17 protein-coding genes and 7 pseudogenes are annotated in these 26,398 nt (G+C 55.1%); 10 read left to right on the plus strand and 14 right to left on the minus strand.

From position 1 onward, the window contains the following. Positions 1 to 154: 154 nt before the first annotated feature. Positions 155 to 436, minus strand: coding sequence for a helix-turn-helix domain-containing protein (locus NL116_RS01995; RefSeq protein WP_494375806.1), 282 nt, complete (start codon positions 434 to 436; stop codon positions 155 to 157). Positions 437 to 1,443: 1,007 nt separating this feature from the next. Between NL116_RS01995 and NL116_RS02000 the strand changes: the two are divergent. Continuing rightward, positions 1,444 to 2,255: pseudogene (locus tag NL116_RS02000) on the plus strand (inositol monophosphatase family protein). Here the strand turns inward: NL116_RS02000 and NL116_RS02005 are convergent. Then, positions 2,248 to 3,258 carry an AraC family transcriptional regulator gene (locus NL116_RS02005; RefSeq protein WP_494375807.1) on the minus strand — a complete coding sequence of 337 codons (1,011 nt, stop codon included), beginning with the start codon at positions 3,256 to 3,258 and terminating at the stop codon, positions 2,248 to 2,250. The pseudogene NL116_RS02000 and the gene NL116_RS02005 sit on opposite strands and share 8 nt — an antisense overlap. Before the next feature lie 645 nt (positions 3,259 to 3,903). Between NL116_RS02005 and NL116_RS02010 the strand changes: the two are divergent. From NL116_RS02010 to NL116_RS02025, 4 pseudogenes are all read left to right on the plus strand, one after another. Continuing rightward, positions 3,904 to 4,392, plus strand: a pseudogene (locus NL116_RS02010) (IS5 family transposase); the annotation flags it as partial. Positions 4,393 to 4,571: 179 nt separating this feature from the next. Next, a pseudogene (locus NL116_RS02015) lies at positions 4,572 to 5,012 on the plus strand (IS21 family transposase); the annotation flags it as partial. Next, positions 5,006 to 5,404 (plus strand): annotated as a pseudogene (istB, locus tag NL116_RS02020) (IS21-like element ISPre4 family helper ATPase IstB); the annotation flags it as partial. The pseudogenes NL116_RS02015 and istB, both read left to right, overlap by 7 nt. A 100-nt stretch (positions 5,405 to 5,504) precedes the next feature. Next, a pseudogene (locus NL116_RS02025) lies at positions 5,505 to 6,011 on the plus strand (IS5 family transposase); the annotation flags it as partial. 124 nt (positions 6,012 to 6,135) lie between these two features. Here the strand turns inward: NL116_RS02025 and NL116_RS02030 are convergent. Beyond that, positions 6,136 to 6,702 (minus strand): annotated as a pseudogene (locus NL116_RS02030) (IS5 family transposase); the annotation flags it as partial. A gap of 431 nt (positions 6,703 to 7,133) precedes the next feature. Between NL116_RS02030 and NL116_RS02035 the strand changes: the two are divergent. Next, a complete protein-coding gene (locus tag NL116_RS02035; protein WP_494375808.1) occupies positions 7,134 to 8,501 on the plus strand; it encodes an MFS transporter in 1,368 nt (455 codons plus the stop codon). Here the strand turns inward: NL116_RS02035 and NL116_RS02040 are convergent. After that, positions 8,498 to 8,623, minus strand: coding sequence for a hypothetical protein (locus NL116_RS02040; RefSeq protein WP_494378172.1), 126 nt, complete (start codon positions 8,621 to 8,623; stop codon positions 8,498 to 8,500). The two genes, NL116_RS02035 and NL116_RS02040, sit on opposite strands and share 4 nt — an antisense overlap. Before the next feature lie 113 nt (positions 8,624 to 8,736). On the opposite strand from NL116_RS02040, the gene NL116_RS02045 reads away from it, so the two are divergent. The 4 genes from NL116_RS02045 to NL116_RS02060 all read left to right on the plus strand — a co-directional run bounded on the left by NL116_RS02045 (position 8,737) and on the right by NL116_RS02060 (position 13,155). Next, positions 8,737 to 9,589, plus strand: a protein-coding gene (locus NL116_RS02045; protein WP_494375809.1) for an IS5 family transposase whose coding sequence is annotated in 2 segments (ribosomal slippage) — positions 8,737 to 9,090 and positions 9,092 to 9,589 — 852 coding nt in all. Because the reading frame shifts where the segments join, the coding sequence is not laid out codon by codon here. Positions 9,590 to 9,902: 313 nt separating this feature from the next. Further along, a complete protein-coding gene (locus NL116_RS02050; protein ID WP_494375810.1) occupies positions 9,903 to 10,667 on the plus strand; it encodes a winged helix-turn-helix domain-containing protein in 765 nt (254 codons plus the stop codon). Continuing rightward, the gene (locus NL116_RS02055; protein WP_494375811.1) at positions 10,664 to 11,140 is read left to right on the plus strand and encodes a hypothetical protein; all 477 of its coding nucleotides are present in this window, start codon (positions 10,664 to 10,666) and stop codon (positions 11,138 to 11,140) included. Before NL116_RS02050 ends, NL116_RS02055 begins: the two co-directional genes overlap by 4 nt. A gap of 341 nt (positions 11,141 to 11,481) precedes the next feature. Beyond that, entirely contained in the window at positions 11,482 to 13,155 is a 1,674-nt protein-coding gene (locus tag NL116_RS02060) for an EAL domain-containing protein (protein WP_494375812.1), read from the plus strand. Here NL116_RS02060 and NL116_RS02065 read toward each other — a convergent pair. The 10 genes and pseudogenes from NL116_RS02065 to NL116_RS02110 form a co-directional block, all read right to left on the minus strand. Next, positions 13,144 to 14,163 carry a YeiH family protein gene (locus tag NL116_RS02065; RefSeq protein WP_494375813.1) on the minus strand — a complete coding sequence of 340 codons (1,020 nt, stop codon included), beginning with the start codon at positions 14,161 to 14,163 and terminating at the stop codon, positions 13,144 to 13,146. The genes NL116_RS02060 and NL116_RS02065 overlap by 12 nt on opposite strands. Next, positions 14,160 to 14,489, minus strand: coding sequence for a Rieske (2Fe-2S) protein (locus tag NL116_RS02070; RefSeq protein ID WP_494375814.1), 330 nt, complete (start codon positions 14,487 to 14,489; stop codon positions 14,160 to 14,162). The genes NL116_RS02065 and NL116_RS02070 overlap by 4 nt, the downstream gene beginning before the upstream one ends. After that, positions 14,486 to 16,936, minus strand: a pseudogene (locus NL116_RS02075) (efflux RND transporter permease subunit). Before NL116_RS02075 ends, NL116_RS02070 begins: the two are co-directional and overlap by 4 nt. After that, positions 16,929 to 18,005 carry a WD40/YVTN/BNR-like repeat-containing protein gene (locus NL116_RS02080; protein ID WP_494375815.1) on the minus strand — a complete coding sequence of 359 codons (1,077 nt, stop codon included), beginning with the start codon at positions 18,003 to 18,005 and terminating at the stop codon, positions 16,929 to 16,931. Before NL116_RS02080 ends, NL116_RS02075 begins: the two are co-directional and overlap by 8 nt. Before the next feature lie 63 nt (positions 18,006 to 18,068). Beyond that, positions 18,069 to 19,427 (minus strand): DUF1329 domain-containing protein, encoded by a 1,359-nt coding sequence (locus NL116_RS02085; RefSeq protein WP_494375816.1) that lies wholly within the window; start codon positions 19,425 to 19,427, stop codon positions 18,069 to 18,071. Positions 19,428 to 19,467: 40 nt separating this feature from the next. After that, a complete protein-coding gene (locus NL116_RS02090) occupies positions 19,468 to 21,375 on the minus strand; it encodes a DUF1302 domain-containing protein (RefSeq protein ID WP_494375817.1) in 1,908 nt (635 codons plus the stop codon). A gap of 96 nt (positions 21,376 to 21,471) precedes the next feature. Then, entirely contained in the window at positions 21,472 to 23,106 is a 1,635-nt protein-coding gene (locus tag NL116_RS02095) for a 3-(methylthio)propionyl-CoA ligase (RefSeq protein ID WP_494375818.1), read from the minus strand. A gap of 115 nt (positions 23,107 to 23,221) precedes the next feature. Then, entirely contained in the window at positions 23,222 to 24,571 is a 1,350-nt protein-coding gene (locus NL116_RS02100; RefSeq protein WP_494375819.1) for an MFS transporter, read from the minus strand. Between the two features lie 28 nt (positions 24,572 to 24,599). Beyond that, entirely contained in the window at positions 24,600 to 25,649 is a 1,050-nt protein-coding gene (locus tag NL116_RS02105) for a beta-keto acid cleavage family enzyme (RefSeq protein ID WP_494375820.1), read from the minus strand. A gap of 30 nt (positions 25,650 to 25,679) precedes the next feature. Next, the gene (locus tag NL116_RS02110) at positions 25,680 to 26,081 is read right to left on the minus strand and encodes a carboxymuconolactone decarboxylase family protein (protein WP_494375821.1); all 402 of its coding nucleotides are present in this window, start codon (positions 26,079 to 26,081) and stop codon (positions 25,680 to 25,682) included. Positions 26,082 to 26,398 lie beyond the last annotated feature (317 nt).

The following is a 26,398-nucleotide window of genomic DNA, read 5'->3' on the forward strand; positions in this document are numbered from 1 at the left end:
GAGAGCCGGTGGCCTTCACCGCGAGATGCTCAGCGTAGTCTGAGCTTTGACGGAATAATCACCCCTGATGCTCAGGGCAAGCTGGATAAAACTGAGCAGTGAAAATGTAAAGACCGTGCCTCTGCTTTTCGGCGTCGCGCGCCTAAGAAGAGATCTAGATTGAAGGCTGCTTCAGGTCCTCAAGTTCTCTAACCACCCGAGCTATAAGCTCAACAGAATCTTCCGGGCCCATGTTGCTGTACACAGCGGCGAGGAGGGTCAGTGGATGAATTCCCAGATTTTTTGCGATGGCAGCCATTTTGGGTAGGGTCGGCGTTTTTTGGCCACTTTCGAGTTCGCTCACATACCCCTGATTGATGCCAACAGCATTTTGTGGTAGCCCTTTGCTTTGACGAATAGCCTTTACCGTAACCCCGAAGGATTCTCTGAGATCCATTTGGTAACCCGCAAAAGGCACGATAAAGCCCTGTTGCGGGATAAAGAGCTATACGCTATAGCAATATTGACGATTTTCTCGCCTTGTATGATTTTTCAATATTCTACGTACTCAGAGAGACGCCAGTAGTCGCGGTTCCGTAGCGTCAAATGAAGAATCGGAGGCTGTCGGTGACTGCCGCTCCAGGTGGCGGGCAGAGAATAGAACTCGCTTATGCTTTTTCTTTCGAAGGTCCAATTCACCTAATTTGTAGGTTGCGATAGCGGTCCGGTAAAGCACTGCGTGTTGGGCTATGTCTACCCCACTGTATGCCACGATGCTTTCAAGCTCCTCCAAGGCCCAGGCACTACGTCCGCTAATGGATGGAGGGCACATCATGTGGACATGTTTGACCACGACATCCTTGGCAGTAGACAGGTAATGCTGCAGCTCATAAGCACACTCGACTACGGCAGCACGGTTACGTTGTCCCGTTCTCATTGAAGTGATGGTGGCAACGAAGCAGAGTCCTTCAATTTCGCAATGAGTCCATGTTCGTACCTCTCCATGCTTACGGTCGAAAAGGAAAATCACTAAGCGCTCCGGTGTAGCTCCCCTTGGGAGGGGGGGCGTATTGCTGAAAGGGAAAGATGTATATGCTATAGCAATATTTTAGCCGGTGCATTTCTGTTGCTTACCGTTAAATTTTGATCGGTGGGAGATGCCGTATTCCCCTGATGGAGGCTGCTTCAAACTAGGGCCGCATACTGGCAGTTTCTGAAGAGGCCGTGATGAAAGGTAGGCGTAAGGTCGTAAATCATAAGTGGGCTTTGCAGGCTTTGATTGAATTGGAAGCCAGACGCAAATTTGAGAAGAGATCAAAAAAAAGTGCAGACAGATTCCTCGATGCTGCCCTGACATTTGGCAAAGAGTTCGAGCCGACTGGAATATTAGCGGGTGGACCGCCTGGCCCGTCTGTTAGCGAAAATTACAAAATCTCGTCCAATGCACATGGGGCGGTAAAGCTTGTGCCCACACCCAATCTTGCTGCACTACTTGATGAAACCATTGAGGTTGTCATTCGAGCCGGCCAGCTGTTGATCGACGAGTGGGTAAGAGTTGAAGGGCCGAGGGGGAAGGCTGACAAGGCGGATGTAGACCTAGAAATCGAACATTTGGTACGTCAGAAATTACTAGACCTTTTTACCTGCGATTTCTGGGGCGAGGAAACCGGAAATTGTCTTACAGGACATCAGTGGTGTTGGGTTGTTGATCCGAACGATGGGACCAGCGACTTCATCAACGGGATCAAAGGTTCAGCGCTATCAGTGGGGCTGCTGTATGAGCGAACGCCCGTGTTAGGAGTGGTGTATGCACCAGTAACAAATGAGGGCTCGCCTGATTGCATAGCTTGGGCTGAGGGGTTAACCCATGTGTTGCGGAATGGACGGCCAGTGACAGCAAAACTTTCTGCAAAAACGTTATCGAGCCGCGAGTTTGTGATGGTGAGTTTTGCTGCGACCAACAAGCCAAGGATTAATAGCGAGCTTTGCAAACCAGGTAGATTTATTCCGATGCCCTCCATCGCATACAGGCTCGCAAAGTGGCAGCTGGAGAGGGGGTCTGTGGGATATCACTCTATCCAGTTTCTGTGCATGACGTCGCAGCTGGTCAGGCGTTGTTGAGAGGCGCTGGTGGCGTCTTACTAAATGAACGAGGTGAGACTATTAGCTATGTTATGGATGCCAACATGCAAGCAGTTGCGCGTCGCTGCTTCGGCGGCTCTCTATCAGCTTGTCGGACATTGGTCGTCCGAGAATGGAATCGAATTTTCACATGATGAGATCTCGGCGCTGACGAGCGAATCTCACTCCATTTGTCCAATCCTTTGCATTCGACTCGACCAGTCGTTCGCGCTCGATCTGACGTGTTCTCCAAACTGAAGGGCTGCAATGGAAGTGTCGGTTGAACCATCTGGAGAACGCACTGAGTTCGGAGAAGCCGAGTCGAGCAGCAATTTCGCCCAATGGAATCGTGGAGCTTTCCAAGTGCCTTAGAGCCAGTTCTCCTCGTGTTTGGTCTAAAAGTGTAGAAAACGTCTCCCCCTCCCGCGCCAGCTGTCGGTGCAGGGTTCGTCTGTCTCGCTTCAGGCAGGCCGCAACTTGATCCACCGTGCAGCGCCCTGTCGGTACTAGTGCCCAGATAATCTGTTTCACTTGCGCAAGTAATGTGGGTTTTAAATCTTCGCGAATACTCTCCAGGTACTGTTGGACATAGCGGGTCATTCCCGGGTCTGAGTTCGGGACCGATTTATCGAGATCGTTGCTTCGACAAACAATGCCGTCCATCGGGCTGCCAAACTGGACTGAGGTACCGAACACTCGGCGGTGTGAGCTATCGTCTTGAGGTGCTGTATGGCGAAAGCAGACAACTAACGGGTGCCAGTGTTTTCCCAGCAACGTTTTTAACACGCGTTGGGTCATGGCTACTGACAACTCCATTGCCTGGCGTATGGGAAGTTTTCCGAGCGCGACCTGTTCGATGTGCAGTACCGCTATACCACCGCTTTCTTCGATGCTTATCACCATTCCCTGATTGTGCAGGTAAAGAAAATTGCGAATAGCCGTCAGTGCAGAACGAATCGTTGATGCATCACGGCACAATAGCGCCAGAGGGCCGAGGTTGGACAATTTTCGGCTTTCGGCCATGCGCAGGCCGAAGTCCATGACACCAAGAATATGCGCGGCGCTTTCCAGGAGCCAAGCTACCGCCTCGATGGGGATTTTCAGATCCGGCTCATACAAGCATCTTGGATCAAGGCCAACCTTGCGTAATTCCGGCAATGGGTCCAAGCCGAATGAATGTGCGACTTGCGCATAGTTTGTGAGACAGGCACTTCGTACTAAGCCACCCATAGTGGAATATCTACTGGGGAAGGGGCTGCCACGATATCAGCCGAGTATCTCACTCAGTCAAGTGCAGGTTTTGTCGCTTAAGCCTGCGGAAATGGCAACATTTTCATCCGAAATTGGGTGGCTCAACGAGGAGGGGCGGAGAGCTTTGGGCAGCTTATCTCATTGTAATTAGTCGGCGAGACGCGCTAAACCGGGCAATGGACGCGAGGAGCAAGTGCTTCTGTGCAGTCAATACTGCGAGTATGATTTTGCGATTACGTGCAATTGACGCGATGAAATTATAATGTGACGGAAGCGTCGAGTTACAAAATAGGTCGTTTTTATCGTCACGCTAGGGAAGGTCTGAAGTACTCACCGATTTTTGATGCCCTCGCTGCTTGAGGTTCAAAAAATCATGAAACGGTCGAAAAAACAGACCTTCTTGTCCTTAATTCACGTTTTTTTCCTCCCGTCGCGCTGTTTCAGGGCGATTGACCCGCATTACAGGCGCACCTCACCCGTACCCATTAGGGAATCTCCGAACAAGTCCTCAACTGTGCTGAAATACGCCTGACAACCTGATCCGAGCTGCCCATGAGCCAGATGAGCTTTTCCGATTTCGAATACGCCGGAAAACGTAAGCAGACACGCCGCGAACGCTTCCTCGCCGAGATGGATCAGGTCGTGCCCTGGACAGGCCTGCTGGGGCTGATCGAGCCGTTCTACCCCAAGGCCGGCGGTGGCCGTAAACCGTATCCGCTGGAAACCATGCTGCGCATCCATCTGTTGCAGAACTGGTTCTCCCTGAGCGATCCGGCCATGGAAGAAGCGCTCTACGAAATCACGCCCATGCGTCAGTTCGCACGCCTGACGTTGAGCGCGCCGATCCCGGAAGACACTACGATCATGAACTTCCGGCACTTGCTGGAGAAGCATCAACTCGCACCTGCGATCCTCGCGGTCATCAACGGTTATTTACAAGAAAAAGGCCTGTCGCTGCGTCAAGGCACTATCGTCGATGCCACCATTATTCATGCCCCCAATTCCACCAAGAACGAGGAAAGCAGGCGCGATCCCGAGATGCGGATTCCACGGCCATCCGGCCACCCATTCCATGAGCATCCGGCCACTGATTCCACGGTGATCCGGCCACCCGTTCCACGCTCATCCGGCCACCCTCAAGGCAGGTAGCAACGCAGGATTAATTCACTACCATCGACCTCTTTTATCGAAGCAGAGAGGTCGTCGTGGAGCGGTTATCCATGCGTAAGATTCGAGAAGTGCTACGTCTCAAATTCGAGGTCGGCCTATCTGCCCGCCAGGTCGCTGTCAGCTTGCAGGTGGGTCGAGCCAGCGTCGGCGAGTACCTCAATCGCTTTGCTGCCAGCGGCCTGACTTGGCCCTCTGAGCTGGCTGACGCCGAGTTGCAACGGCAACTTTTTCCGCCGCCGCCCGCCGTTCCCAGCGATCAACGTCCAATTCCTGATTGGGCATGGGCTCACGCCGAGCTGCGCCGCCCCGGCGTAACCCTGGCCCTGCTTTGGCAAGAGTACCGACTCGCTCATCCGCAAGGCTTCCAATACAGCTGGTTCTGCGAGCACTACCGCCTCTGGGCGGCCAAGGTCGACGTGGTCATGCGCCAGGAACACCGTGCTGGTGAAAAGCTTTTTGTCGATTACGCGGGCCAGACCGTGCCAGTCATAAGGCCTGCCGCGACGGTTACAGCGTGCGTTATCTGCGCTTGCCGCGCTTGATGGAAGAACTAGGCTTGGCCCACGGCGACGGGCGCTTCGCGAAACTGATGGCGGGTTATGCCAAGACCGACTTGCTGATCCTGGACGACTGGGGCCTGGCGCCGTTTACCGCTGCGCAACGGCGCGACATGCTCGAACTGCTGGACGACCGTTACGGCAACCGCTCGACACTGGTGACCAGCCAAATGCCAGTGGACAAATGGCACGCACTGATCGGCGATCCTACCTTGGGCGATGCGATCCTCGACCGGCTGGTGCACAACGCTTATCGGATCGAACTGAAGGGCGAATCGATGCGCAGACGCGCAACGAAATTGACGGCGACAGAGACTTCAGACTAACAATGCAAACCTGCGTCGCTGCGCTCCGACTGCCCGGCCGGATGACCGTGGAATAGGTGGCCGGATGTTGGTGGACTGAGTGGCCGGATGGCGTGAAATGCGCAATCCCGAGATGCATCAGACCAAGAAAGGTAATCAGTATTTCTTCGGGATGAAGGCCCATATTGGCGCCGGTGCAGAGTCGGGATTGGTTCATCACGTCCATGGCACCGCCGCCAATGTGGCCGATGTCACACAGGTCGCCGAGCTACTGCATGGCGAAGAAAACGCGGTGTATGCGGACGCTGGATACACCGGTGTCGAAAAGCGCGAAGAGCATGAAAGTCGTGAAGTGATCTGGCAAATCGCAGCGCGCCGCAGCACCTATTCCAAGTTGAATAAACGCAGCCTGCTGTACAAAGCCAAGCGCAAGATCGAGTACTGCAAAGCTCAGACACGGGCCAAGGTTGAGCATCCGTTTCGGGTGATCAAGCGGCAGTTTGGTTACGTTAAAGTGCGCTTTCGTGGACTGATGAAAAACACAGCTCAGTTGACCACGCTGTTCGCCCTGTCAAACCTGTGGATGGCTCGAAAACAGCTGATGGGTATGGGCGAGTTGCGTGCTTAACACGGAAGACCAGACGAAATAGCCCTCAATACACGAAGCATCGGTCGTTTTTTGGCAAATAGCGGTGCGTCCCGAGGAGATTTCGACTTGCCGCCGCCGTGCGGCAAGTTGATCGGAGCATCCTTAGCTGTTTTCGAACCATCCACAGGTTCGATAAAGCGTACAACGTTGTCTGCTGCGCGATGTTTTTCGCAAAACCACGAAAGCGCACTTTCGTATAACCAAACTGGCGCTTAATCACCCGAAATGGATGTTCAACCTTAGCCCTGACTTGCGCCTTGGCATATTCGATCTTGCGGCGCAGGCGTCCGATCAAACTCTGTTTCCCACGCTTTTTGTACGTGCTGGGCCGGGCGGCAATCGACCAGATCATCGGGCGATATTGATGCTCGGGACGTTTGTCCACACCGGTGTATCCCGCATCGCCGCACACGTAAGTTTCCTCGCCGTGTAACAACTGATCGACCTGCGTCATGTCCGCCACATTCGCCGCCGTGCCCACCAGGCTATGCACCAGGCCGGATTCGGCATCGACGCCAATGTGCGCTTTCATGCCCAGATAATATTGGTTTCCTTTCTTCGTCTGATGCATTTCTGGATCGCGTTTGCCATCCTTGTTCTTGGTCGAACTCGGCGCATGAATGATCGTTGCATCGACCACCGTGCCTTCGCGCAACAGAAGGCCTCGATCGGTTCCCTTATGGAGTATCTCGCAGACATGGGCGGCCGCTTTTCATGGCTTGACATCTGCTTTAACAAAATTACGCTACTCGTAATCAAGTTATGAAGAATAATCTGGAGACGTCAATTTCCCGGGAAAGAGCCGTAACTAGGGCGTACTCATATTTTTTGGTCGTCGTATATTTCTGTTTGGGAACTGGTCCGAGCTCTCAGTCAGGTTTCTGGAGCAAACTCAGCATCAGCGCTTGGCGGATAGCTGCGGTTCGAAATCCTAGAGATCTAGAGAGAGGGATGGCTGAAGGCGAAGGTGGGATGGTTGCGTATCTCCACTGGACCCAGCGCAGTTGCACCGTTTGAGAGTGCAGCGAATACGAATTGCTCGTAGGAAGATGACTTCGCTGTTGCTGCAAATAACCATAAAAACAAAATAGGTACCTTGCAATGCACAATCAGATTGCCAGTTTCCGAACCGCACTCGACGCCCGTCCGGTGTCGCGTTATCAGTGGACGCTACTTCTGCTTCTAGCGTTGTTGCTGGTGACTGACGGCTATGACGCGCAAGTTTTGGGCTATGTAGTGCCGGCGCTGGCGCAGGATTGGGGCCTGGAAAAATCCGCCTTCGGCCCAGTATTCAGTGCCAATCTGTTGGGCCTAACCTTTGGCTCGTTGGCGGTCACACCGTTGGCTGATCGGTTTGGCGTGCGACGGATTCTGCTGGGCTGCGTGTTGATCTATGCCAGCCTGACGGTGCTGATGGTATTTGCAGACTCCCTAAACACGCTGATGGCCGCCCGATTCATATGCGGTATCGGCATGGGTGGAGCAATGCCTAGTGCGATGGCCCTGATGTCCGAGTACTCACCACCGCGGCTACGCACGTTAATGGTGACCCTCGCCGCTTGCGGTTTCTCCTTTGGCGGCGCTGCAGGTGGATTTGTTGCGGCAGGCTTCATCGACAGTTTTGGGTGGCAAGCGGTGTTCCTTGCTGGTGGTATCACTCCATTGCTGTTGTTCCCATTTCTAGTCTGCCTCCTCCCTGAATCCCTGCCGCGCTTGCTACGCGATCAACCACCTTATACGAGGTTGCTCAAGGTCACCGCGCACATACTGCCGGACTGGAAGCCACCAGCGGCTTCGGTTCAACAGTATGAACAGGAACAGGGCAGTAAACTGACAGTCGTTGAATTGTTTCGCAACGGTTATGCACGGCCTACGCTACTGATCTGGTCGACATTTTTTGTCGCCCTGATTCTGTTGTATTTCATGGTTAGCTGGTTGCCAACGTTATTGCTGGAAAGTGGTTTGTCGCTCAATCAAGCGAACCTTATGACCTCTATGTTTCTGTTCGCTGGTACCCTCGGCGCGATAGGGATGGCGTGGCTTGCTGACCGTCTCAAGCGCAAGGTTCGCCTGCTATCAGGGATTCTGGCGGCGGCGGCGGTTTGCACCATTCTGCTGGGGCTGAACCACGACAATCCACGCTACTTGGTGGTGTTTGTGTTCGCTGCCGGTTTTTGTATTATCGGTGGGCAACTCACTCTAAACGCCTTCGCTAGTAACTTTTACCCGGCTCATGTTCGTGCCACCGGTACGGGGTGGGCATTGGGCGTCGGACGATTCGGTTCGATTCTCGGCCCGTTGTTCGGTAGTATGCTATTGGCTATGCATATTCCGGTGCAGCAGATCTTTTTCTTCTGCGCGATTCCGGCGGTAATTGCCGCACTTCTAATCATCCAGGTGCGTTCGCCAACTGAAGTGCCACCAGCGGATTCAGATGCACTTCGGTCTGTTGACGTTTCAAGTGGTTAACCCCGTTGCCCGTTTTCCGCTGCGCAGCGATCCAGCAAACAGTCAGTTCGAGCGCCCAGTGCCCACGGCCGGATCTGGTTCTCTACCCAGCTTTTAAGGCTGTAATCCAGGGCTTCGGCCATTGCCGATCCGTCGGGTACTAGGTTCTGTACGAAATCTCTTGAAATCTCACAGAGGGCTCTTGGGAGCTGAGATTCAGTAGAGTTCGCAGTCATCGAAGGAAAGGAGTCCATGGATGGCAAAGCGGTATGAACTCTCCGATGCGGCCTGGGATTTGGTCGCTGATCTCTTTATGGAAAGTCGTCGAAACGGCCGGCCTCGCGCAGATGATCGCCTGATGCTAAACGGCATACTCTGGGTGCTCTGCTTGGGAGCCGCCTGGCGCGATATGCCCGAGTACTTTGGCCCATGGTCCACGGTCTATCAGCGGTTTCGAGATTGGCGTAATCGCGGGGCATTCAACCTGATGCTCAAGCGGCTTCACACCAGGTTGAACGAGCAGGGGTTAATCGATCTGGATACCTGGATGATTGACTCCACAGCGGTACGCGTAACCCGGGCCTCTTCTGGTGCAGGGAAAAAAGGGGCCTGAAGAACCGCAAGATCATGCGCTCGGACGTAGCCGGGGCGGTCTGACGACGAAGATCCACATGCTGTGCGACGCCAATGGAGTACCGCTGAGTTTTCTACTGTCGGGCGGGCAAGCCAGCGACATCGCCTATGCCCAACCGTTGCTGGATGGCGCTTACATCCAAAGCTTGCACGGTCGTCCCCGCAAACGCTGCCGTTGGTTGTTGGCCGACAAGGGCTATGACGCCGAAGCCCTGCGTCGTTACTGCGACCGCTACCGGATGCAACCGGTAATCCCACTGCGCAGCATGAAGCACAAACCCAAGCCGGGTTTACCGAGACTGTTTGACCGCCCCAAGTATCGGCAGCGCAACATCATCGAGCGTATGTTTGGCTGGCTGAAGGAGAGTCGCCGCATCGTTACGCGCTTTGACAAGCTTGCGAAAAGTTATGCGGCGATGGTCTCACTGGCTTGTGCCATGCGGTGTTTACGACATTACTTTTCGTACAGAGCCTAGACGGCCACTTTGGGGGAAATGTGTACAGTCCGCACTCTTTGACATCGGGGTTTGACCACCACTGCTTCAGTGCTTTTAGCGTCGATGACCATTCAATCATCGAAAGGGCGCGTGGTTTCCACATGTTGACCCAACGCTATAACACTTATCAAGCCTTGGTAGCGCTGCATGCCTATAGAGATTGTAATTTATTATCAATCCGCGGTATTTCTTATCAATTTTTCGCAAATTAGAGCGCAACAGTATGGATGGCCTGAGGCAAGGTGAAACCTCGGTGAGATACATCATAAAATGTTCTCAGCAGGCACGTTTTATGATTTTTGTACCTCATAGACAAGAATGCACCACTGTAGAGGGCTTGGTCCGAGAGACAGTGGAGCTTGGGTATTCGGCGAGTCGGTTATTGGAGTTACTGGTCAGTAGGGCTGACGAGCTCGTGGCAAGAGACGAAATGCTTAAATTCGCATGGCCAGACCGTGTGGTAACCCAAAATAGCTTGAATCAAGTCATTTGGAAGCTGCGCGAGTTGCTTGGTGACTTGCAGGACAAACGAATCATTCAGACCGTCCCGCATCGAGGCTATTTATTTAATGCTGCTCATGTTGTTGACCCAGCGGACTGCCTTATCAGTATTGAGGAATTTGCATCGCCGTTTGAGCGAGAGCTATTGCCAGGTGCCCCGCAACGCATCGAAACCCTAAAGCAGTACAAGCTGGATATTCGGACTTCAATCCTTTTTATGATTTTGGCAGGGTTAGTGTTGTCCCTGTTTTGGCGTATCGATTGGGTATTGGTATTCCGACCAAATTTGTACGTGCAAGATGTACAAGATCACAGGCATCACATTGTATACACGGCGATGAATGCAGAAAGTTATGATCGTCTGAGAGACGAGGTGGCGATTGTGCTTGAGCGATTGGATGAACTGTCTGCGGGTGACGAGAGTTTTCTGTTCAATCGAGCTCACGATTACTATGACGTGGTGTGCATCCGCAAAAATACAGTGAGATTTTTGAGCGTTCATCGAAGCCAATTGCTCCATGTCAGCAAGGAAACCCTGCAAGGGTGTTTGAAATGAAGCGAATGACTCGTTCGTTATACATGGCCATTGCATGCAGCGTGATCGCTCATCTTGCATACACGTACATTGAGGGGGGAGAGCCTGACAACTTGACATATTTCGCATCCGGCAATTTTTTGATGAGCAATGGTGTCAATATCCCGGTGGCGACGAGAACGCAGTACAGGGATTACGGACTTTACGAATATATGCAGGTCGGCCCCTGGTACCTTGATACGCTCAGAACAACGACCGCTCGTTATCAAGACAGCATGCGGCTGAAAACCCAGACGGTTGATACTTCACCCGATCATGTAGCGCCTCACTATGAGGACGAAGATATTGTTTACAGTATGGCCTATAACCGAAAGGTAGGTGTGTCACAGACACTCTATGACGTCACGCCAAAAGAGCTAAAAGAAAAAAGAGTGATGTGCTTTTATATAAAGGAACTACAAAAGCTACGTTGCTTCAGTCGCACTCGCGATTAGCACTGCACTCTTCTTCACGCGTCGTCTACACAGGCTGTGTGAGGTGTTGTATCTACGGCAGGGACAGGTTTCGCATTGTGTCGCACGCTACGATCAAGGCCCGGCACTGCGAAGGCCGATTGCTTACAGCGCGTGCGGTACGTTATATGGGCGAGAAATTCGGTCGCGGTTCCATGCCATGCCCCCCCCCCCCACGCTGCTGTGAATTTTGATGAATTAATCTCTATTAATTTGCGGGGCCATCTTTGCCTGACAAATAATCCTTGCGCACTTAAACCGTCAAGCATGAGGAACCTTACAAGGTCCCGCAGCAGCTCCGTTATAGGGTTTGTAGTAAGGCAATGAGCACATTCGAAAAGTTTTTAAGATTAAAGCAAACGCTAATTAAGCGCCGAGGTACATTCGATGCGCTCGTTGTTGGCATTTCATTGATCATCATGCTGCCAATGGCGGCGGTTTTCAGCGAAACCCTGACCCATCAACGCTTTAATATTCAAATGGAGAATATGAGGCAGGGCTTTCAATTGCGGTCGAATGAGCTGCGCCTCCAACTAAGCGATTCACTGGAGCGTTTGAATCAGATCAGTCAACGGAATGCCGCAGAGAGCCACTGTACTGGAGAAATCTATAAACAGCAGATGCAGTTGATCCAGGAGTTTCGCTATATCAATGAAGTCGCACTACGCTTGAAGTTCGGTGCAATCTGCCATTCTTTTGGAGAGGCGGAGTACAGTGGCTTACTCCCCAGCACTGATGATGCCAATCACTATTCGTCAGTCGATGGGACACATTATTGGTTCAGCGCCGGGCCGAATTTTTCCGCGGACAATGGAAGAATCATCGTGTCTACCGGAAGCGGTTACGTTTGGCTTAATAAAGGGCTGATTCTCGATGTTTTGAATATCTCAAAAGACGTGTCTTTTGATTTGCTTGACAAAGACACACATCAATCTCGATTTTCCAACAAACGCATGTCGTTTCAGTTGACCGAGCCGCTACCTGTAGAAAGGTTGGGTTTTTCAAATGACAGACTTGTTTATTCTTTCGCAACAAAGTGGGGCAAGCTATCCGCCCTCATAACAATGCCGGCGAATTCGTATTACCGTGTATGGGTGGGTATCTTCACGACTGTGATGTTGAGTGGCCTCGTATTGATCTTTGTGTTCTATCGGTTGGCGGTTCTGATATATCACTACCGTCGTTCACTGACCACCGAACTGCGTAGATCCTTGGCCGGTGGCCGATTGAAAGTGCACTACCAACCCATCGTCGATATACGCACTGGTCAATGGAAAGGAGCAGAAGCACTCTTGCGCTGGTCCGTGAAAGGAAAAACGATTCCGCCATCAGTGTTCATACCCTTGGCTGAGAAGTCCGGACTTATAACAGAAGTTACACGAGAGGTATGCCGTCAAGTCGCTGTCGATCATGCAACTTATTTGTGGGCGTGCGACGACTTCTATTTGTCGATCAATCTTTCCGCGGCGGATATCAATGACACAACCTTTCCTGATTTTGTTGGGGAACTGTTTAGTACCCATAATATCTTCCCGCAAAAAATTGTCTTTGAGGTGACTGAAACCTCGATGGTGAACAAGGATGTTGCTGTGGACCAGCTCCAGCGCCTTCGCGATATGGGGCATCAAATCGCGGTGGATGATTTTGGTACGGGATATTCAAGCCTTTCCTATTTGGAGGATCTACCCTTTGACATTCTGAAGCTGGATCGTTCTTTTTTGACATTGGAGAAAATGGAATCGCCTGACAGTATCGTTTGGCATGTCATTCGATTAGCGCATTCGCTGAATTTGAGCGTCATAGCGGAAGGATTGGAAAATCAGGCGCAGGCCGACTTTCTTTACAGTGCCCGTGTCTCTCTGGCTCAAGGGTGGCTGTATTCAAGGGAACTACCCATTGTGCAACTGGCCCAAGGCTTTTTTGCGATAGCACTACCTCCAGGTAATGAGGTAGTGCCCGAAATGAGGGAGAGAGATTTGCATCTGTTAAAAAAGTAGCTGTGCCTTCAAAAACGCCAGTACCAAAGTCATTAGAAACAATGTTTCACCGATCATCAGCAGGATGGGGCGAATACCGACAGATCTTAACTCCCTCAGTTGAGTTTTCATGCCCAAAGCGCCAATGGCAACGACTAAGCACACGTGTGACAAGTCCTCGAAGGCAGTTTGTACCGACGCCGGCACCCACCCCGTACTGTTCAGGCCTGCAAGAATGACAAAACCGATCGCGAACCAAGTTAAGAGGGGAGGACGTTTCCCTTTGAAGTCTTCGCCGTTTTGCAAGCGAGCGATCATGACCGTGCAGGCAATCACTGGCACGAGCATCGCTACGCGTAACAACTTGACCACTGTGGCCGTATCACCGGTTTCGTGGGACATGCTGTAGCCGGCCCCCACCACTTGGGCGACGTCGTGAATGGTGGCACCGAGGAAGACCCCGGCATCATGCGGTGATAGTTCGGCCCAGGTGGCGATCATTGGATAGAGAATCATCGCCACTGTCGACAGCGCCGATACGCCAATCACGGTGAGTAAGGTCGCACGCTCTTTGAGTGGATGGTTTGGCAGTGCAGCGGACAGTGCCAGTGCCGCTGATGCGCCGCAGATCGCCGTCGCGCCTCCTGTGAGCATGCCGAACGAGCGCTGAAAGCCCAATGCTTTGGCTGCAACGACCGAGACACCAATCGTTGCTACGACTAGAATCACTATCAGAACTGCAGGCTTCCAGCCCAGGCCGGTAATCTGCTCCAAGGTGATGCGCATGCCCAGTAGAGCCACACCGATACGCAATAAGGTGCGTGCGCTGAACTCAATGCCGGGCTTGCACTTGGCTTCAGTGCTTAAAAAGTTGAGGGACATCCCCAGTAAAAGAGCCAGCAGCATCACCGGTGCATGGTACTGCTGTGACAGAAACGTCACTGCAATCGCCAGAACCAGGCTGACCATGATTCCCGGCGCCAGCAGGCGTATATGTCCTTGGATATATGTTAAAGCGGTAATATTCACGTCGCGATTTCCAGGTGAACAATGATGATGAGCGTCTGGTCATCGAGATGCTCGGTGGGATAACGAGTGACCTCAAGCCGGCTCGGGTTGGGCGATTGGCCGTTGGCCAGATCGAAACGCAATCCATGGGCACCGCAGCGGATCACGTGCCCCTCGAGGCGACCGCTGCTCAGCGATGCTCCCTGATGGGGGCAACAGTCGTTGATGGCGTAGAACTGTCCGTCGACATTAAACAGCGCCACGCTTTTGCACTGCTCTGTGATCAACCGGCAGCCACCCAGCGGGGGCAACTGCCCGGCCGGCACAGTAATGTTACGCTGGCTCATGAGGTCATCCTCACTTGTGGTTCACGTAATAGAAAGCAGGACAGCGCCGGGATCAGAACCAGAGCACCTGCCATGTTCCAGAGGAACATGAAGGCCAACAGGATGCCCATGTCCGCCTGGAACTTGATGGGTGACCAAACCCAACAAACCACGCAAGCGGCCAGAGTAATGCCTACGAGGGCAACAACTTTTCCGGTAAAAGCCACGGCTTTTTTGTAGGCCACGGCCAACGCAAGGCCTTCGCGCTGGTATTGCAACTGCACACTGAGCAGGTACAGCGCGTAGTCGACACCGATCCCGACCCCTAGCGCGATCACCGGTAGAGTCGCAACCTTCACACCGATTCCCAGCACGACCATCAGTGCCTCGCAAAGCACCGAGGTAAGTACCAGTGGCAGCAGCGCCACTAAGGTCGCGTGCCAGCTACGGAAGGTGATCAAACAAAACAGGGTGACTGCCAGATAGACGTAGAGCAGCATCGTGCGATTGGCATCACGCACGACCATGTTGGTCGCCGCTTCGATGCCAGCGCTTCCGGCTGCCAGCAGGAACTGGCGTTCATCATTGCTGTTCTCGCTGGCAAAGCGTTCGGCTATGGCCACCACCTCGTCAAGGGACTGCGCCTTGTGGTCTTTCAGAACAGCGATCACTGGCATGAGCGAGCAGTCGGTGTTGAACAGCTCGGGGGTGTTCACCGAAGCTTGCTGGGCGGCATAGTTCAGCACGTCCTAGTTGCGCTGCAGGCTCAGGAATTTCGGATTGCCTTCATTGGTTCCGGCGATGATCTGGCGTACCGATTGGGCCAGGGAGGAGGTTGCCTGCACGCTGGGATGCTGCTGCAGTGCCCAAGCCAGGCGATCGGCCTGAATCAGGGTTTGATAGCTTAGGCAGCCTTCGACGGGGGTTTTTATCAGCACCGCAAAAAGGTCACTGGACAACGCGTAGTGACTGGTGATGTAGGCGTTGTCACGGTTGTAGCGCGAATCGGGATGCAGTTCCGGCGCGCCAGCATCCAGGTCGCCGACCTGTAGCTGAAGGCTGATTATAAAACCACCTGCACCGAGGGCCAGGGCGAGACCCACGGTAGGTATCGCCCAGCGTTTTTCAGTGAAGCGGCCCAGACAATCCCAGGCTTGGCCGAGGCCTTTGGGCTCAGCGGTTACCGCATCCAGGCGTAGGGCGCGCTCAGCGGCTCTTTTGCTCACTCCGACGTAGGACAACGCCACTGGCATCATCAGAAGGGTGGTGAGGATCAGTACGGCTACACCGATGCTCGCGGTGATGGCCAGCTCCTGGATCACCGGGATGTCGATCAGCATCAGCACCGCGAAACCTACCGCATCGGCCAGCAGTGCCGTGACCCCGGCCAAAAACAAGCGGCGGAAGGTGTAGCGCGCCGCTACCAGCCGATGAGTTCCAAGGGCCATGTCCTGCATGATCCCGTTCATCTTTTGCGCCGCGTGGGAGACGCCAATGGCGAAAATCAGAAAGGGGACAAGGATGGAATACGGATCCAGGGCATAATCCAGCCAGGCAACGAGTCCCAACTGCCAGATCACCGCCAGCAGGGAGCAGCCGATAACCAGCAGGCTGCTGCGCAGACAGTGGGTGTAAGCCAGGATGATAAAGAAAGCAGTGACCACGGCCAGACCAAAGAAAGCCATGACCCGCCTAAGGCCGTCGATCAGATCGCCTACCAGCTTGGCGAAACCAATCACATGGATTTTGATCGGACCTGTGCCTTCTTTGCCTGACGCTTGCGCTTGACGAACGTTCGCGTATTCAAAGGGGAGGCGTAGCTTGTCCTCCAGTGTGCGGGAGAACTGTTGGTAGTCAATGCCCTGACCACTCGCGTTGGACTGATCCTGCAAGGGCACCAGCAGCAGCGTGGATTTGAAGTCATTTGCCACCAGGCTGCCGACGATGCCGGCGCGGGCAATGTTTTGCCGCAGTCGCTCAATGCTGGCGGGCGAGCCGTCGTATCCATCGGGCATCACCGGGCCGCCCTGAAAACCTTCCTCCGTCACCTCCGTCCAGCGCACTCCTGGGCTCCAGAGCGACTTCATCCAGGCGCGATCAACGCCCGCGGTGAGGTAAAGCTCGTCATGCACCTTTTTCAGCGCTTGAAGATAGGCCGGATCGAAGATGTCCCCCTCCGTATTTTCCACGACAACCCGCACGCTATTGCCTAGGCCATGCAAGGTTTTGCGATTTTCCAGGAAGTTCTGAATGTAGGGATGACCCTGGGGAATCATTTTTTCAAAACCGGGCTTGAGCTCCAGGCGCGTAAGGGCCATGTAGCCCAGCACAAGGGTGATCAGCAAGATGCCCAGCAAAAACGTCAGGCGATGATTGAACACCAACCGCTCCATCAGATTGCCGCTGTGGAACTCGAAATCCTTGAGGTTTTTAACGACAGGCATTTCGCCTTGTTTCATGCTACCCATGGGGGGCGCCTCGCTTGTCTTCTTGTTGCACAGGAACGAGGAGGCGTTGGCTTATGCCGCGCGGCCCCACCAGTAGCAGACGGTTTTGTTCTGCCAGCATGGCGCCGTAAATGGGCGCCGATGGGCCCAGGTCCAGCGATTGGAAATGTTCCCCCTGGTCCTTACTGGCCAGAACCTGGCCTGTCTGTGCGAAGAGATAGAGGTGGCCATGGTGATCGCTCGCAGACGCCGTAATCGAACTGTTCAATCCGGTCGGGACTTGAGTCCAGCTAAGACCTTCATCCTTGCTGCGATACACATGCCCGCGCAGTCCGTACGCCAGCAGCATGCCGGGTTGCGCGCTAAGGCCAAAAAAGCTGCCTTCGTAAGGGGTGGTCAACGCCTGGAAACGCTCGCCGTTGTCCGCAAGTCGTACCAGCAATCCCTGCTCACCGGCGATAAACAGGTGCTTGCCGTCATCGGCGATGGCATTGAGGTGATAGCCGGATGGATTATCGATGCGATCAGCCCAGGGTTCCCAGCTCTTTCCGCCATCGCGGGTACGGAAAATGAGGTTGAAGGCACCGACCACGAAACCATTGCGCTCATCGCTAAACCAAAGATCGAGAAAGGGTTTGTCGGCGCCTTCGGTCTCCATCCGCTTGCTCAGCTCCTGCCATTGTTCGCTTTCGGAGCGAGCACTGTAGTACTGCTGCATCAGCCGACCCAACTGACGACCATCGAGTTGTTTCTCCCAACTGCTGCCGCCATCACGGCTATGTAAAACGACACCGTCGTGGCCCACAGCCCAGCCTTGCTGTTCGGTAGCGAATTGCACCGCATTGAGGTCGGAGCTGACTGGCACGCGGGCCTGGGTCCAATGGATGCCCTGATCGTCGGAGTACAGAATGTGGCCACGTTGACCGACTGCGATCAGACGTTTGCCGGCTTGCGCCAGATCGAGTAGCGGGCTAAGGTCCGCCAGTTTGCTGGATTGCGCTGGCTGATCGAGTACATCCACCGGCGGTGCGGCCACACAATGGCCAGCCACAAGGGCCAAAGCAAGGGCCAAGAGCTTGAGCGAATACATCGGGACTTCCTATAAAAAAGGAGGGTTGTCACCCCTTTGTCGCAGGGGTGGCAATGAACAGGCTTAGCGAACTCCGGCCCCAGCCAGGGACTCGGTTGCCCATTGCGCCTTGCTCAGGGGGGCGACATAGCGGATGCCGCCATAGGGGCCAACGACGCCGTTAATGTTGTAGGAATTGCGTACCAGGTCATAGATCACGTAGGGCGTGGTATCCGGGACCTGCTTGTCGTAGCTCTGGCTGAGGAAGGCAAATGAGCCGCGGTAGATCTGCCCCCGGGCATCGTATTGGTCGGAGGCCAGGGCGGCCCAACTGTCCTCGTCCAGGTAGAAGCGACGCTTGGCATAGATGTGTCGGGCGCATTCTTTCAGGAGACCCTCGACGACCCACACACGGTGCTTCTCCCAGCGGACATACTCAGGCGCCAGATGTTCGGGGGTGACCAGTACTTTCGGGTCATGTGCGTAGGTCAATTTGTAGGTGTTGTACGGAACGATCAGCTCCTGTTTACCCAGCAGCGTCCAATCGTAACGGTCCAGGGCGCCATTGAAGACGAACGCGTCGTCATAAGTTCCCGCCCCGGCGGTGCCTGGGTTCGGAGTGTCGTAGGCAAGGCTTGGCGCCAGTTTCACGCGGCGCTGTCCTGGCAGATATTGCCAGGCGCGGCGCGGCTGTTCGACAGCGTTGGCGGCGTCTTTGAGCATGACCGCCTCGCCCACGCGCCGAGCCGGGCCTGAGTAATACAACTTCATTTGGTAATAAAGGTCGGCGTTGGCAATGGGCCGCGACATGTTTTCGTAAATTGGATAATTGATGAATGCCTGGCCTGTGGTGGCAAGTGTGGCCACGCCCGCTGCGTCGACATTCCAGGAGTCATACTTGGCATTGATTGTGACACCCTGGTAGCGCAGAAGATGGTTCCACATGGCCTCATTTCCCGACTGCGGGATCGGGAAGGGCACGCCCGGCAAGACGTTTTCAAAGGCCAGTCCCTGATTGGTGGTTTTTGCATCGATGGCGTTTTTCACCGAATTGTCCAGCACCGCCTGGGGCATGGCGACGGTGCGGTGGGTGGGGTAAACATCGACTCGAAAATCCGGGTAACGTTTGGCCAGCTCTACTGTGGTGACGCTAAGCAGGCCCTTATATTGATCAACGTTCTTTCCATTGATGACCAGCAGCGGCTTTTCGCTGGCAAAGGGGTCTGCGCGTATGCTGTCGCCTGGCTTGAAGTCGGCGGGTGCGCGGGTGAGGCCACCGTTATAGGCCGGTATCGAGCCGTCGGCATTGCCGGCCTGCTCGGCCCCCACCAAGGTCAGGTTCTTGCCCAGCCTCGCGGCTTCATCGGCTGGCACGGCCGCGAGCGCGTTCCCGGTGAGGGTTACCGCCAGGGCGGTCGTCATCAGTGTGTTCACGAATGCCATTGTGTTGTTCTCCTACGCGTGGGACGAGCGATACAAAGGGTTAAAAAGAGGTCTTCAAGGTCAGGTACATCGCGCCGCGGTCGTGTGTGGTAGCGCCACCACCGGAGAAGGAGGAGTAGCCGCCGGCGTAGCAGGTGTAGCGCTGCGTGGCATCCAGTGCGTTGGGTATCGAGCCGTCGCTGGCGCCATCGCGACACTTTTGCGCATCGCCGAAGGAATCCACGTATTTCAGGTCGACGAAATACTGGTTGTAGACAGTCGCGCTAATACCCACGGCGTAGTTACCAGTGTTTTCGGCGCCGCCGCCCTGCACGGGCGAAACGCCGTCCAGGCCGACGTTGATGGACATGGGAGCAGAGAGATCTACCCCGGGTAGTACCTGATACCAGGTGGGCGTGAAGTTCACCGCAATACCCCAGTTGTCGCGAGTCGACTGGTCAATGCCGTGATAAGTGGCCTTGCCTTTGTAGAGCGCCTCGTTATGGCTATCGAGCTTCAGCAGGTTGCTGTAATAGAGCTCACCCAAAACGGACGCCGAGTCGAACAGTGGCGTGTCACCGATGGTCATCAGTCCGTTCACGGTCCAGTGCAGGGTGTCGCCGGTGGCACTCATGCTGTCGCCATGACTCGGGACCTGCGTGACAACCCCGGTGCCCGGCGCTCGCGCCGGCAGAAGGCCGAGGCCTGCTTCCACACCACCGGGGCCCGTGGCGCTGATGATGGCCGGGATGCTGGCCAAGGGCATGTTGTGACGGATGTTCAGGTCGCTGGCGACGCTGATGCTGCCTAATTCCTTGGACAGGCTCAGGCCGAAGATGTCGATGTCGCCGCCGTAGGCAAGCTTGTAGTCGATGGTTGCGATGGACCGTTGGACATTGGAGATGGGATCAGCCGCACCTTGGGCCGACAGCCCGGTGGCATCGAGCACGGCCTGCGGTAGAATTTCCGCGCTTTTGCGGTAATAGGCACCGACGGTGCCGTCCAGCCATTGGGGCGACCATTTGAGCATCAGACCAAAGTCGCCGCTTTTGTCCGGAGTGGTGTCGTGCCCGCGGCGCACGTTGGTCAAAGTGCTGTTTGCCCCTGCCAGGCCTGGGCCACCGGTGTGGCCCAGGAGAAAAGACTGCGCGCCGAAGCCCACCAGGTCGGAACTTCCGTAATAGGTGCCGGCCTCGGGCAGGCGCGCCGCATCCCAGTCGAAGAAATACTGGGCGGAGACGGTCAGCTGCGGGTTGAGTGTGAACGACGCGAAAATCTGATTGCGCGGAACGAACAGTTCCTTGGCCTCCGTGCCCGGCGCGGCGGCAAGCTTGGCCAAGTCTAGGCCGGACTGGCCGTAGCTGATGGCATGCACCGGATTGAGGATGGTTTCACCCCAATAAACATTGGTTTGGCCTGCCTTGACGCTCAACATCGATTCATCGCCGACTTCCGTGCTGTAGAACACGAAGGCATCGAGAATTTCGCCGGACGGACCGCTGTAATAGCGTTGGGCGTAGTCGGAGAGGTGCGGGCTACCGAAGCCGGTGTTTGTCGTACTGGGTCGGCCAATGATGGACGAGTAGGCGTCGTTGCCATTGACGAAGGGGTTCGAATGGGTACCTGTGTTGTCGTACGCTTTGTCGTACCAACTGGCGGCACTGACACGAAATCCTTTGTTACCTTGGTGGATGACGTCCAACTCGGTCAGCAGATCGACGCGGTTTGTGATGTTGGTGCCTGCACGACGAAAATTGAAATCGCCGTCGTTATTGTTCGGCGTGGCCAGCATGCGTTTATCGGCACTTTCTGTGCGAACGCCATAGTTGTACTTCACGGTATTGTCCAGACGTGCAGACCAATCGGCATTGCCGGTGTCCAGTTCAAAGGCGGTAGCGGATGTGCTGGCTGCCAGGAGGGTGGAGGCGAGCAGGCTGCATGGCGTGGGGCGATAAGTAAGTAGCGGCATGTGCGTATGCATCTTTTTATTGTTGTGGGTAGGCGCCAGGCACGAGCGACCCCGGCGTCGGTGCGCCAGGGGAAGGTGCTCGGTTCACGTCAGTGTTCAGGTCGGGAAGCAGTAATCGCGAAATTGTTCACGTAACTTGAGCTTTTGAACTTTTCCGGTCGCGGTGTGCGGTAATTCATCGACGAATACGATGTCATCAGGAAGCCACCAACGCGCCACTTTTTGCGTTAGAAAATCCAGCAGTTCTTCGCGGTTGACCTGCTGCCCAGGTTTTGGCACCACGATAAGAAGCGGGCGCTCTTGCCACTTGGGATGAGCGACACCGATGACGGCTGCCTCGGCAACTGCGGGGTGGCTGACGGTGGCGTTTTCCAGATCGATCGAAGAGATCCACTCGCCACCGGACTTGATCATGTCTTTGGCCCGGTCGGTGATCTGCAGGTACCCATCCGCATCGAAGGTGGCGATATCACCGGTATCGAACCAGCCGTTGCTATCGAGTAGTGATCCGCTCTCGTCACGAAAGTAGCTATTGACGACCCAGGGTCCTTTCACCAGCAATCGCCCGAAGGCTTTGCCATCACGGGGCAGGGCATTGCCTTGCTCGTCAACAACCTTCATCGAAACACCGAAAGGGGGGCGGCCTTGTTTGCATAGAAGATTCAGGCGCTCCTCCAGGCTGGCGTTGGCATGTTTAGGGAGCGGATGGCAGACGGTGCCAAGGGGTGACAGCTCGGTCATCCCCCAGGCATGCACGACGCGTACACCGAATTGATGTTCAAAACATTCCACCACCGTTCGAGGCACCGCAGCGCCACCTATGACAACACGGTTCAGGCGCAGTTGATCGCGAGGAACGAGGCTGTTGCTCTCAACGTGCTGCTGAAGCAGCATCCATACGGTTGGAACTCCAAGCGCCAGTGTCACGCCCTCATCACGCATCAACTGGTAGAGGCTGGCGCCGTCCAGTTGCGGACCGGGCAGGACCAGCTTTGCGCCACTCATTGCTCCCGCATAAGGCATCCCCCACGCGTTAACGTGGAACATGGGTACGACCACTAATGCGGTATCGGCCAGCGAGAGCGAAAAGCCGCTGTGAGTACAAGACATCACCGAGTGCAGCACGCAGGATCGATGCGAATACACCACACCCTTCGGGTTACCGGTCGTTCCGGATGTGTAACACATGGACGAGGCGCTGTTTTCGTCGAGCTCCGGCCAATCGAAATAGGGTGACTGATCAGCGATCAACTCTTCATAGCTGCGTAGATTGCGAATATCGAGGTCTGGCAGATGAGCCGTGTCGCATAAGGCGATAAACGATTTGACGTGCGGCAATCGGGGAACCAGCTCCTCGATCAGGCCGGCAAAGCTCAGGTCGAAGAACAGGTGCTGGTCTTGAGCATGGTTGATGATGAATTCGATTTGTTCGGAAAAGAGGCGGGGATTGATGGTGTGCAGCACCGCTCCCATACCCGACACGCCAAAGTACAACTCCATATGGCGATAGCCGTTCCATGCCAGGGTTGCAACCCGATCACCTGGCTGTACGCCAAGCATGGTCATTGAGTTGGCCACCTGCCTGGAGCGCCGCGCGATGTCCGCATAGGTACAGCGGTGGACGGGGCCTTCCACTGTGCGCGAGACAATTTCGACCTCGGGGTGGGAGACACACGCATGCTCAATCAGGGATGAGATCATCAAGGGGGTGTTTTGCATCAGACCAAGCATTGAGGGATCGCCTTTGTGTTTTTAGAGTTGTTATTCCCGGCTGAGCGGCGGCCGCCAGTCAGGGGTGAAACGATGTGTATTTCGCGAAGAGCCAGTAACCTGGCCGCTCATGCGCTTAGTGAGGAATGAGGTCCTGGCGATAGTGGCAACGGGCCCTGCTGTAGGCGAACGCGGCACCGAGCCCAACCAATGGCACCACTGCCAACGCCATCTGCAGATCGAAAGCATCGGCCAGTACACCCGTGATAAAAGGGCCGGGAGCCAGTCCAAGAATGTTGTTGGCCAATACCAGGGTGGCCAGGGCAGAGGCCCGAATGGAGGCGCTAGTTACATCCGAGATCACCGCCCCTGCGGGACCGGCGAACCCGGCACTGAACAACAGGCCGAGGGCAATCAGCGAGATTTGCAACGCGCCAGCCGGCAAGAGGAAAGCAACCAGCAGCACGCCTGTCGAAAACAGGGCATAGCACATCGGTATGCGAAGTTTATTGAGCTCATCCCGACGGCTCAGGCGATCTACCATGACTCCGCCACCTGCCATACCGATGCCAGCCACCAGCACCAGAAGCCCCGTTCCCTGAGCAGACTGGAGCATGTCCATGCCATAGAAGCGATTCAGATAACTGGGCATCCAGGCAATCACCGCCCCTTGAATGAACATCTGCAGGCCGGAGCCGAGATAAGTCCACAGGGCCGTACGGGTGGTGAGTAGCTGGCGCATCACCGCTTTTAGCGGCAAGCGCATTGCCGAGGCACTAGGATTGGAAGTCGCCGGTTCGCGCACCAGCAACGGGTAGACGAACGCAAGGATCAGTCCGCCCGCGCCGACCACGATAAACGCCATTCGCCAACCATAGTGTTGAGCCAGAGCGCCGCCTAAAACTACGCCAAGCACTGAACCAAATAAGGCGGCAGAGAGAAATGCCCCTACCACGGTGGCGTGCAAGCGCCGCGGAAATACGCTGAGTAATATGGCGCCACCGGCACTGCCATAGCCCGCTTCGCCCAGCCCAACCATGGAGCGAGCAAGAAACAGGGCCAGAAAGTTGCCGCTCAGGCCACAGGCAATAGTCGCCAGTCCCCAGACAATGGCCATGACGGTAGCGCTTTTGACACGCCCCCAACGATCAGCCAATAGCGAGATGGGGAATGTCATTACACCGACAGTCAGCGCTACTACGCTGACCAACAGGCCGAGCTGGGTATCGCTCAACGCCCACTCAGCCTTCAGTGAAGGAAAAACGGCGTTGATGACCTGGCGCGACATGTAATCAGAAAGCATCAAGCCAAAGGTCAGCACAAACACCAGCCACGCATAGCCGCGTGATACCGGCTGCGCTTCGTCAGTGGTAATCGTATGACTGCACAGATGCAGGGCCATGTTGGAACGCTCCCGATAAAGCGGCATGAAGATGGCCAAAGAGCAGAACGAACCCTTTTGCCAAAGCAAAGGGGGAGACTGCATGTCTGCCCCCTTCGGCGACGAGGCTAAATCAGTCCCACATAAGGCTGCCGCGTTGACCTGCCCGGCGATTCGGCGCCCAGCCCAAAGCTTTCAGCGTCTCATCGGTACTGGCGTAGGCCTGTCCAATCTTCATCATGGCGCGTGCTTCGTCGGCACTGGCGATTTCGCGTCCCAGCAGCCTGGCTTGCTGGACGCACCATTGGATCTGTTGTACGGAGGTCATCTTTTCGAAACGGGGCCCCCAAAGGGTGTCCTCGATTCCGACCCGTACGTGGTGCCCCATGGCAATCGCCATGGCATTGGTTGGAAACACCGAGCGCATGATGGATTCGTTGGTGAGATTGGCGCCGTCTGGCACGCGACGGGCGAATTCAATCAGATCGGACGGGTGACGCCCGGCCGCACCGCCCCCGATACCGACGTAGCAGAGATTCAGCGGACCCTTGTACAACCCCTTGCGCACGAGGTGTTCGACGGTTTCCAACTGATGCACATGGCCGAGCATGAAGTAGGGCTGGATACCATTCTCACAGAGCAGGCGTAAATTGGTTTCAACGAAACTCGGGCCCGCCTCCAGATACATGTCACGAAATGCAGCGTTTACCATCGGGTCGCCCAAAGAGGTGCCTTCGACCTCTTGCGCTGTCACCAACTCGAAGATGTTCATCTGGCTGGTGTTAATGGCGATGGTGACTTGATCCGGTCTGGGTTCCAGCAGCGCCAAGGCATGTCGGGAATCGTTGGCCGGCCACTGTGCGAGCTCACCGGGCTCTGGCGCGAAGGAAATCGAACCACCCACCTGAAGAATCATCTTCGGCACTGCCTCGCGTAGGCGGTGCAACAGTTCGTTGAACATCGACAAGCGTTTGGAACCTTTGCCATCGGCCTCTCGTACGTGCACATGCAGCAGCGTCGCTCCGGCGTTATAGCAGTCGACGGCTTTCTGTACTTGCTCGTCCATGCTGACTGGAATGTCTTCGGGGAAATCCGACGGGACCCATTCCGGCCCGTAAGGCGCTACGGAGATGATCAGTTTTTCCTGGTTTTCCGGGCACAGCGAATCGTGGGTATAGAACATGTCATTTACCTTGGGGCGCTTGTTCAGGGATCAGTAGGTGCCTTGCATCGGGCCATCGCTGGCGAGCTGGCGAGCTTCTTCAATCAATATCGGAGCACCCAATGCCATGCTGTGGATGCCCAATACCGAAGTCATCTGCAGTACGGCCAGTATCTCTTCCATAGTGACCCCAAGCTCCAGTGCCTTACGGATGTGACGGCGTACGCCTGGGGCATACAAATGGGTGCAGGACGCATCGACGGCGATTGCGATCAACTCGACGGTCTTGGGCTCGAGAATTCCTTTGAGCGCGGGATGTACGGCCATGGTGAGAAACTTCTCGATCCAGTCGGCATCGAGCTCAGCCAAGCGATCCCAAGCGGGGTTCCAACTCCCGGTCTCGCGTAACGCGTCACTGGTGGGGTAGGTATTCGGGGCGTTTTCCTGGCTCATGCCGCGGTCCTTGAAAAGTTGAATGCAGCTCAACTCTAAGGTGTTGCGAATGACTTGACTTGACCTAATGGGGCATCGACTTGGCTATTCGGGACATCAGAAGTCCGACAGAACAAAAAGCGAATTGTTGCGGCGTTATGAATGGAATCGACCAATAAGCCTGTGCCGGGGAAAAGATGGCTAACAGCCATGTGTGGTGAATTGAAAGATTTGGAGTCTGCGTGAACGTTGTGGCTCGGGTGTAATGCCGAGGCGTTGTAATACTTAACATTTATCTGCGAGCAGGTAATGAGTAAGAGTCGCCGGGTCTGAAATCG

The sequence above is a fragment of the Pseudomonas sp. FBCC-B1667 genome (assembly GCF_059133255.1).

Excerpts from the sequence above, each read along its gene's own strand:
- NL116_RS02080 (WP_494375815.1), bottom strand. The coding sequence starts at position 18,005 with ATGTATTCGCTCAAGCTCTTGGCCCTTGCTTTGGCCCTTGTGGCTGGC.
- NL116_RS02070 (WP_494375814.1), bottom strand. The coding sequence starts at position 14,489 with ATGAGCCAGCGTAACATTACTGTGCCGGCCGGGCAGTTGCCCCCGCTG.
- NL116_RS02105 (WP_494375820.1), bottom strand. The coding sequence starts at position 25,649 with ATGTTCTATACCCACGATTCGCTGTGCCCGGAAAACCAGGAAAAACTG.
- NL116_RS02050 (WP_494375810.1), top strand. The coding sequence starts at position 9,903 with ATGATTTTTGTACCTCATAGACAAGAATGCACCACTGTAGAGGGCTTG.
- NL116_RS02035 (WP_494375808.1), top strand. The coding sequence starts at position 7,134 with ATGCACAATCAGATTGCCAGTTTCCGAACCGCACTCGACGCCCGTCCG.
- NL116_RS02090 (WP_494375817.1), bottom strand. The coding sequence starts at position 21,375 with ATGCCGCTACTTACTTATCGCCCCACGCCATGCAGCCTGCTCGCCTCC.
- NL116_RS02060 (WP_494375812.1), top strand. The coding sequence starts at position 11,482 with ATGAGCACATTCGAAAAGTTTTTAAGATTAAAGCAAACGCTAATTAAG.
- NL116_RS02085 (WP_494375816.1), bottom strand. The coding sequence starts at position 19,427 with ATGGCATTCGTGAACACACTGATGACGACCGCCCTGGCGGTAACCCTC.
- NL116_RS02110 (WP_494375821.1), bottom strand. The coding sequence starts at position 26,081 with ATGAGCCAGGAAAACGCCCCGAATACCTACCCCACCAGTGACGCGTTA.
- NL116_RS02100 (WP_494375819.1), bottom strand. The coding sequence starts at position 24,571 with ATGCAGTCTCCCCCTTTGCTTTGGCAAAAGGGTTCGTTCTGCTCTTTG.
- NL116_RS02095 (WP_494375818.1), bottom strand. The coding sequence starts at position 23,106 with ATGCTTGGTCTGATGCAAAACACCCCCTTGATGATCTCATCCCTGATT.
- NL116_RS02040 (WP_494378172.1), bottom strand. The coding sequence starts at position 8,623 with ATGGCCGAAGCCCTGGATTACAGCCTTAAAAGCTGGGTAGAGAACCAG.
- NL116_RS01995 (WP_494375806.1), bottom strand. The coding sequence starts at position 436 with ATGGATCTCAGAGAATCCTTCGGGGTTACGGTAAAGGCTATTCGTCAA.
- NL116_RS02055 (WP_494375811.1), top strand. The coding sequence starts at position 10,664 with ATGAAGCGAATGACTCGTTCGTTATACATGGCCATTGCATGCAGCGTG.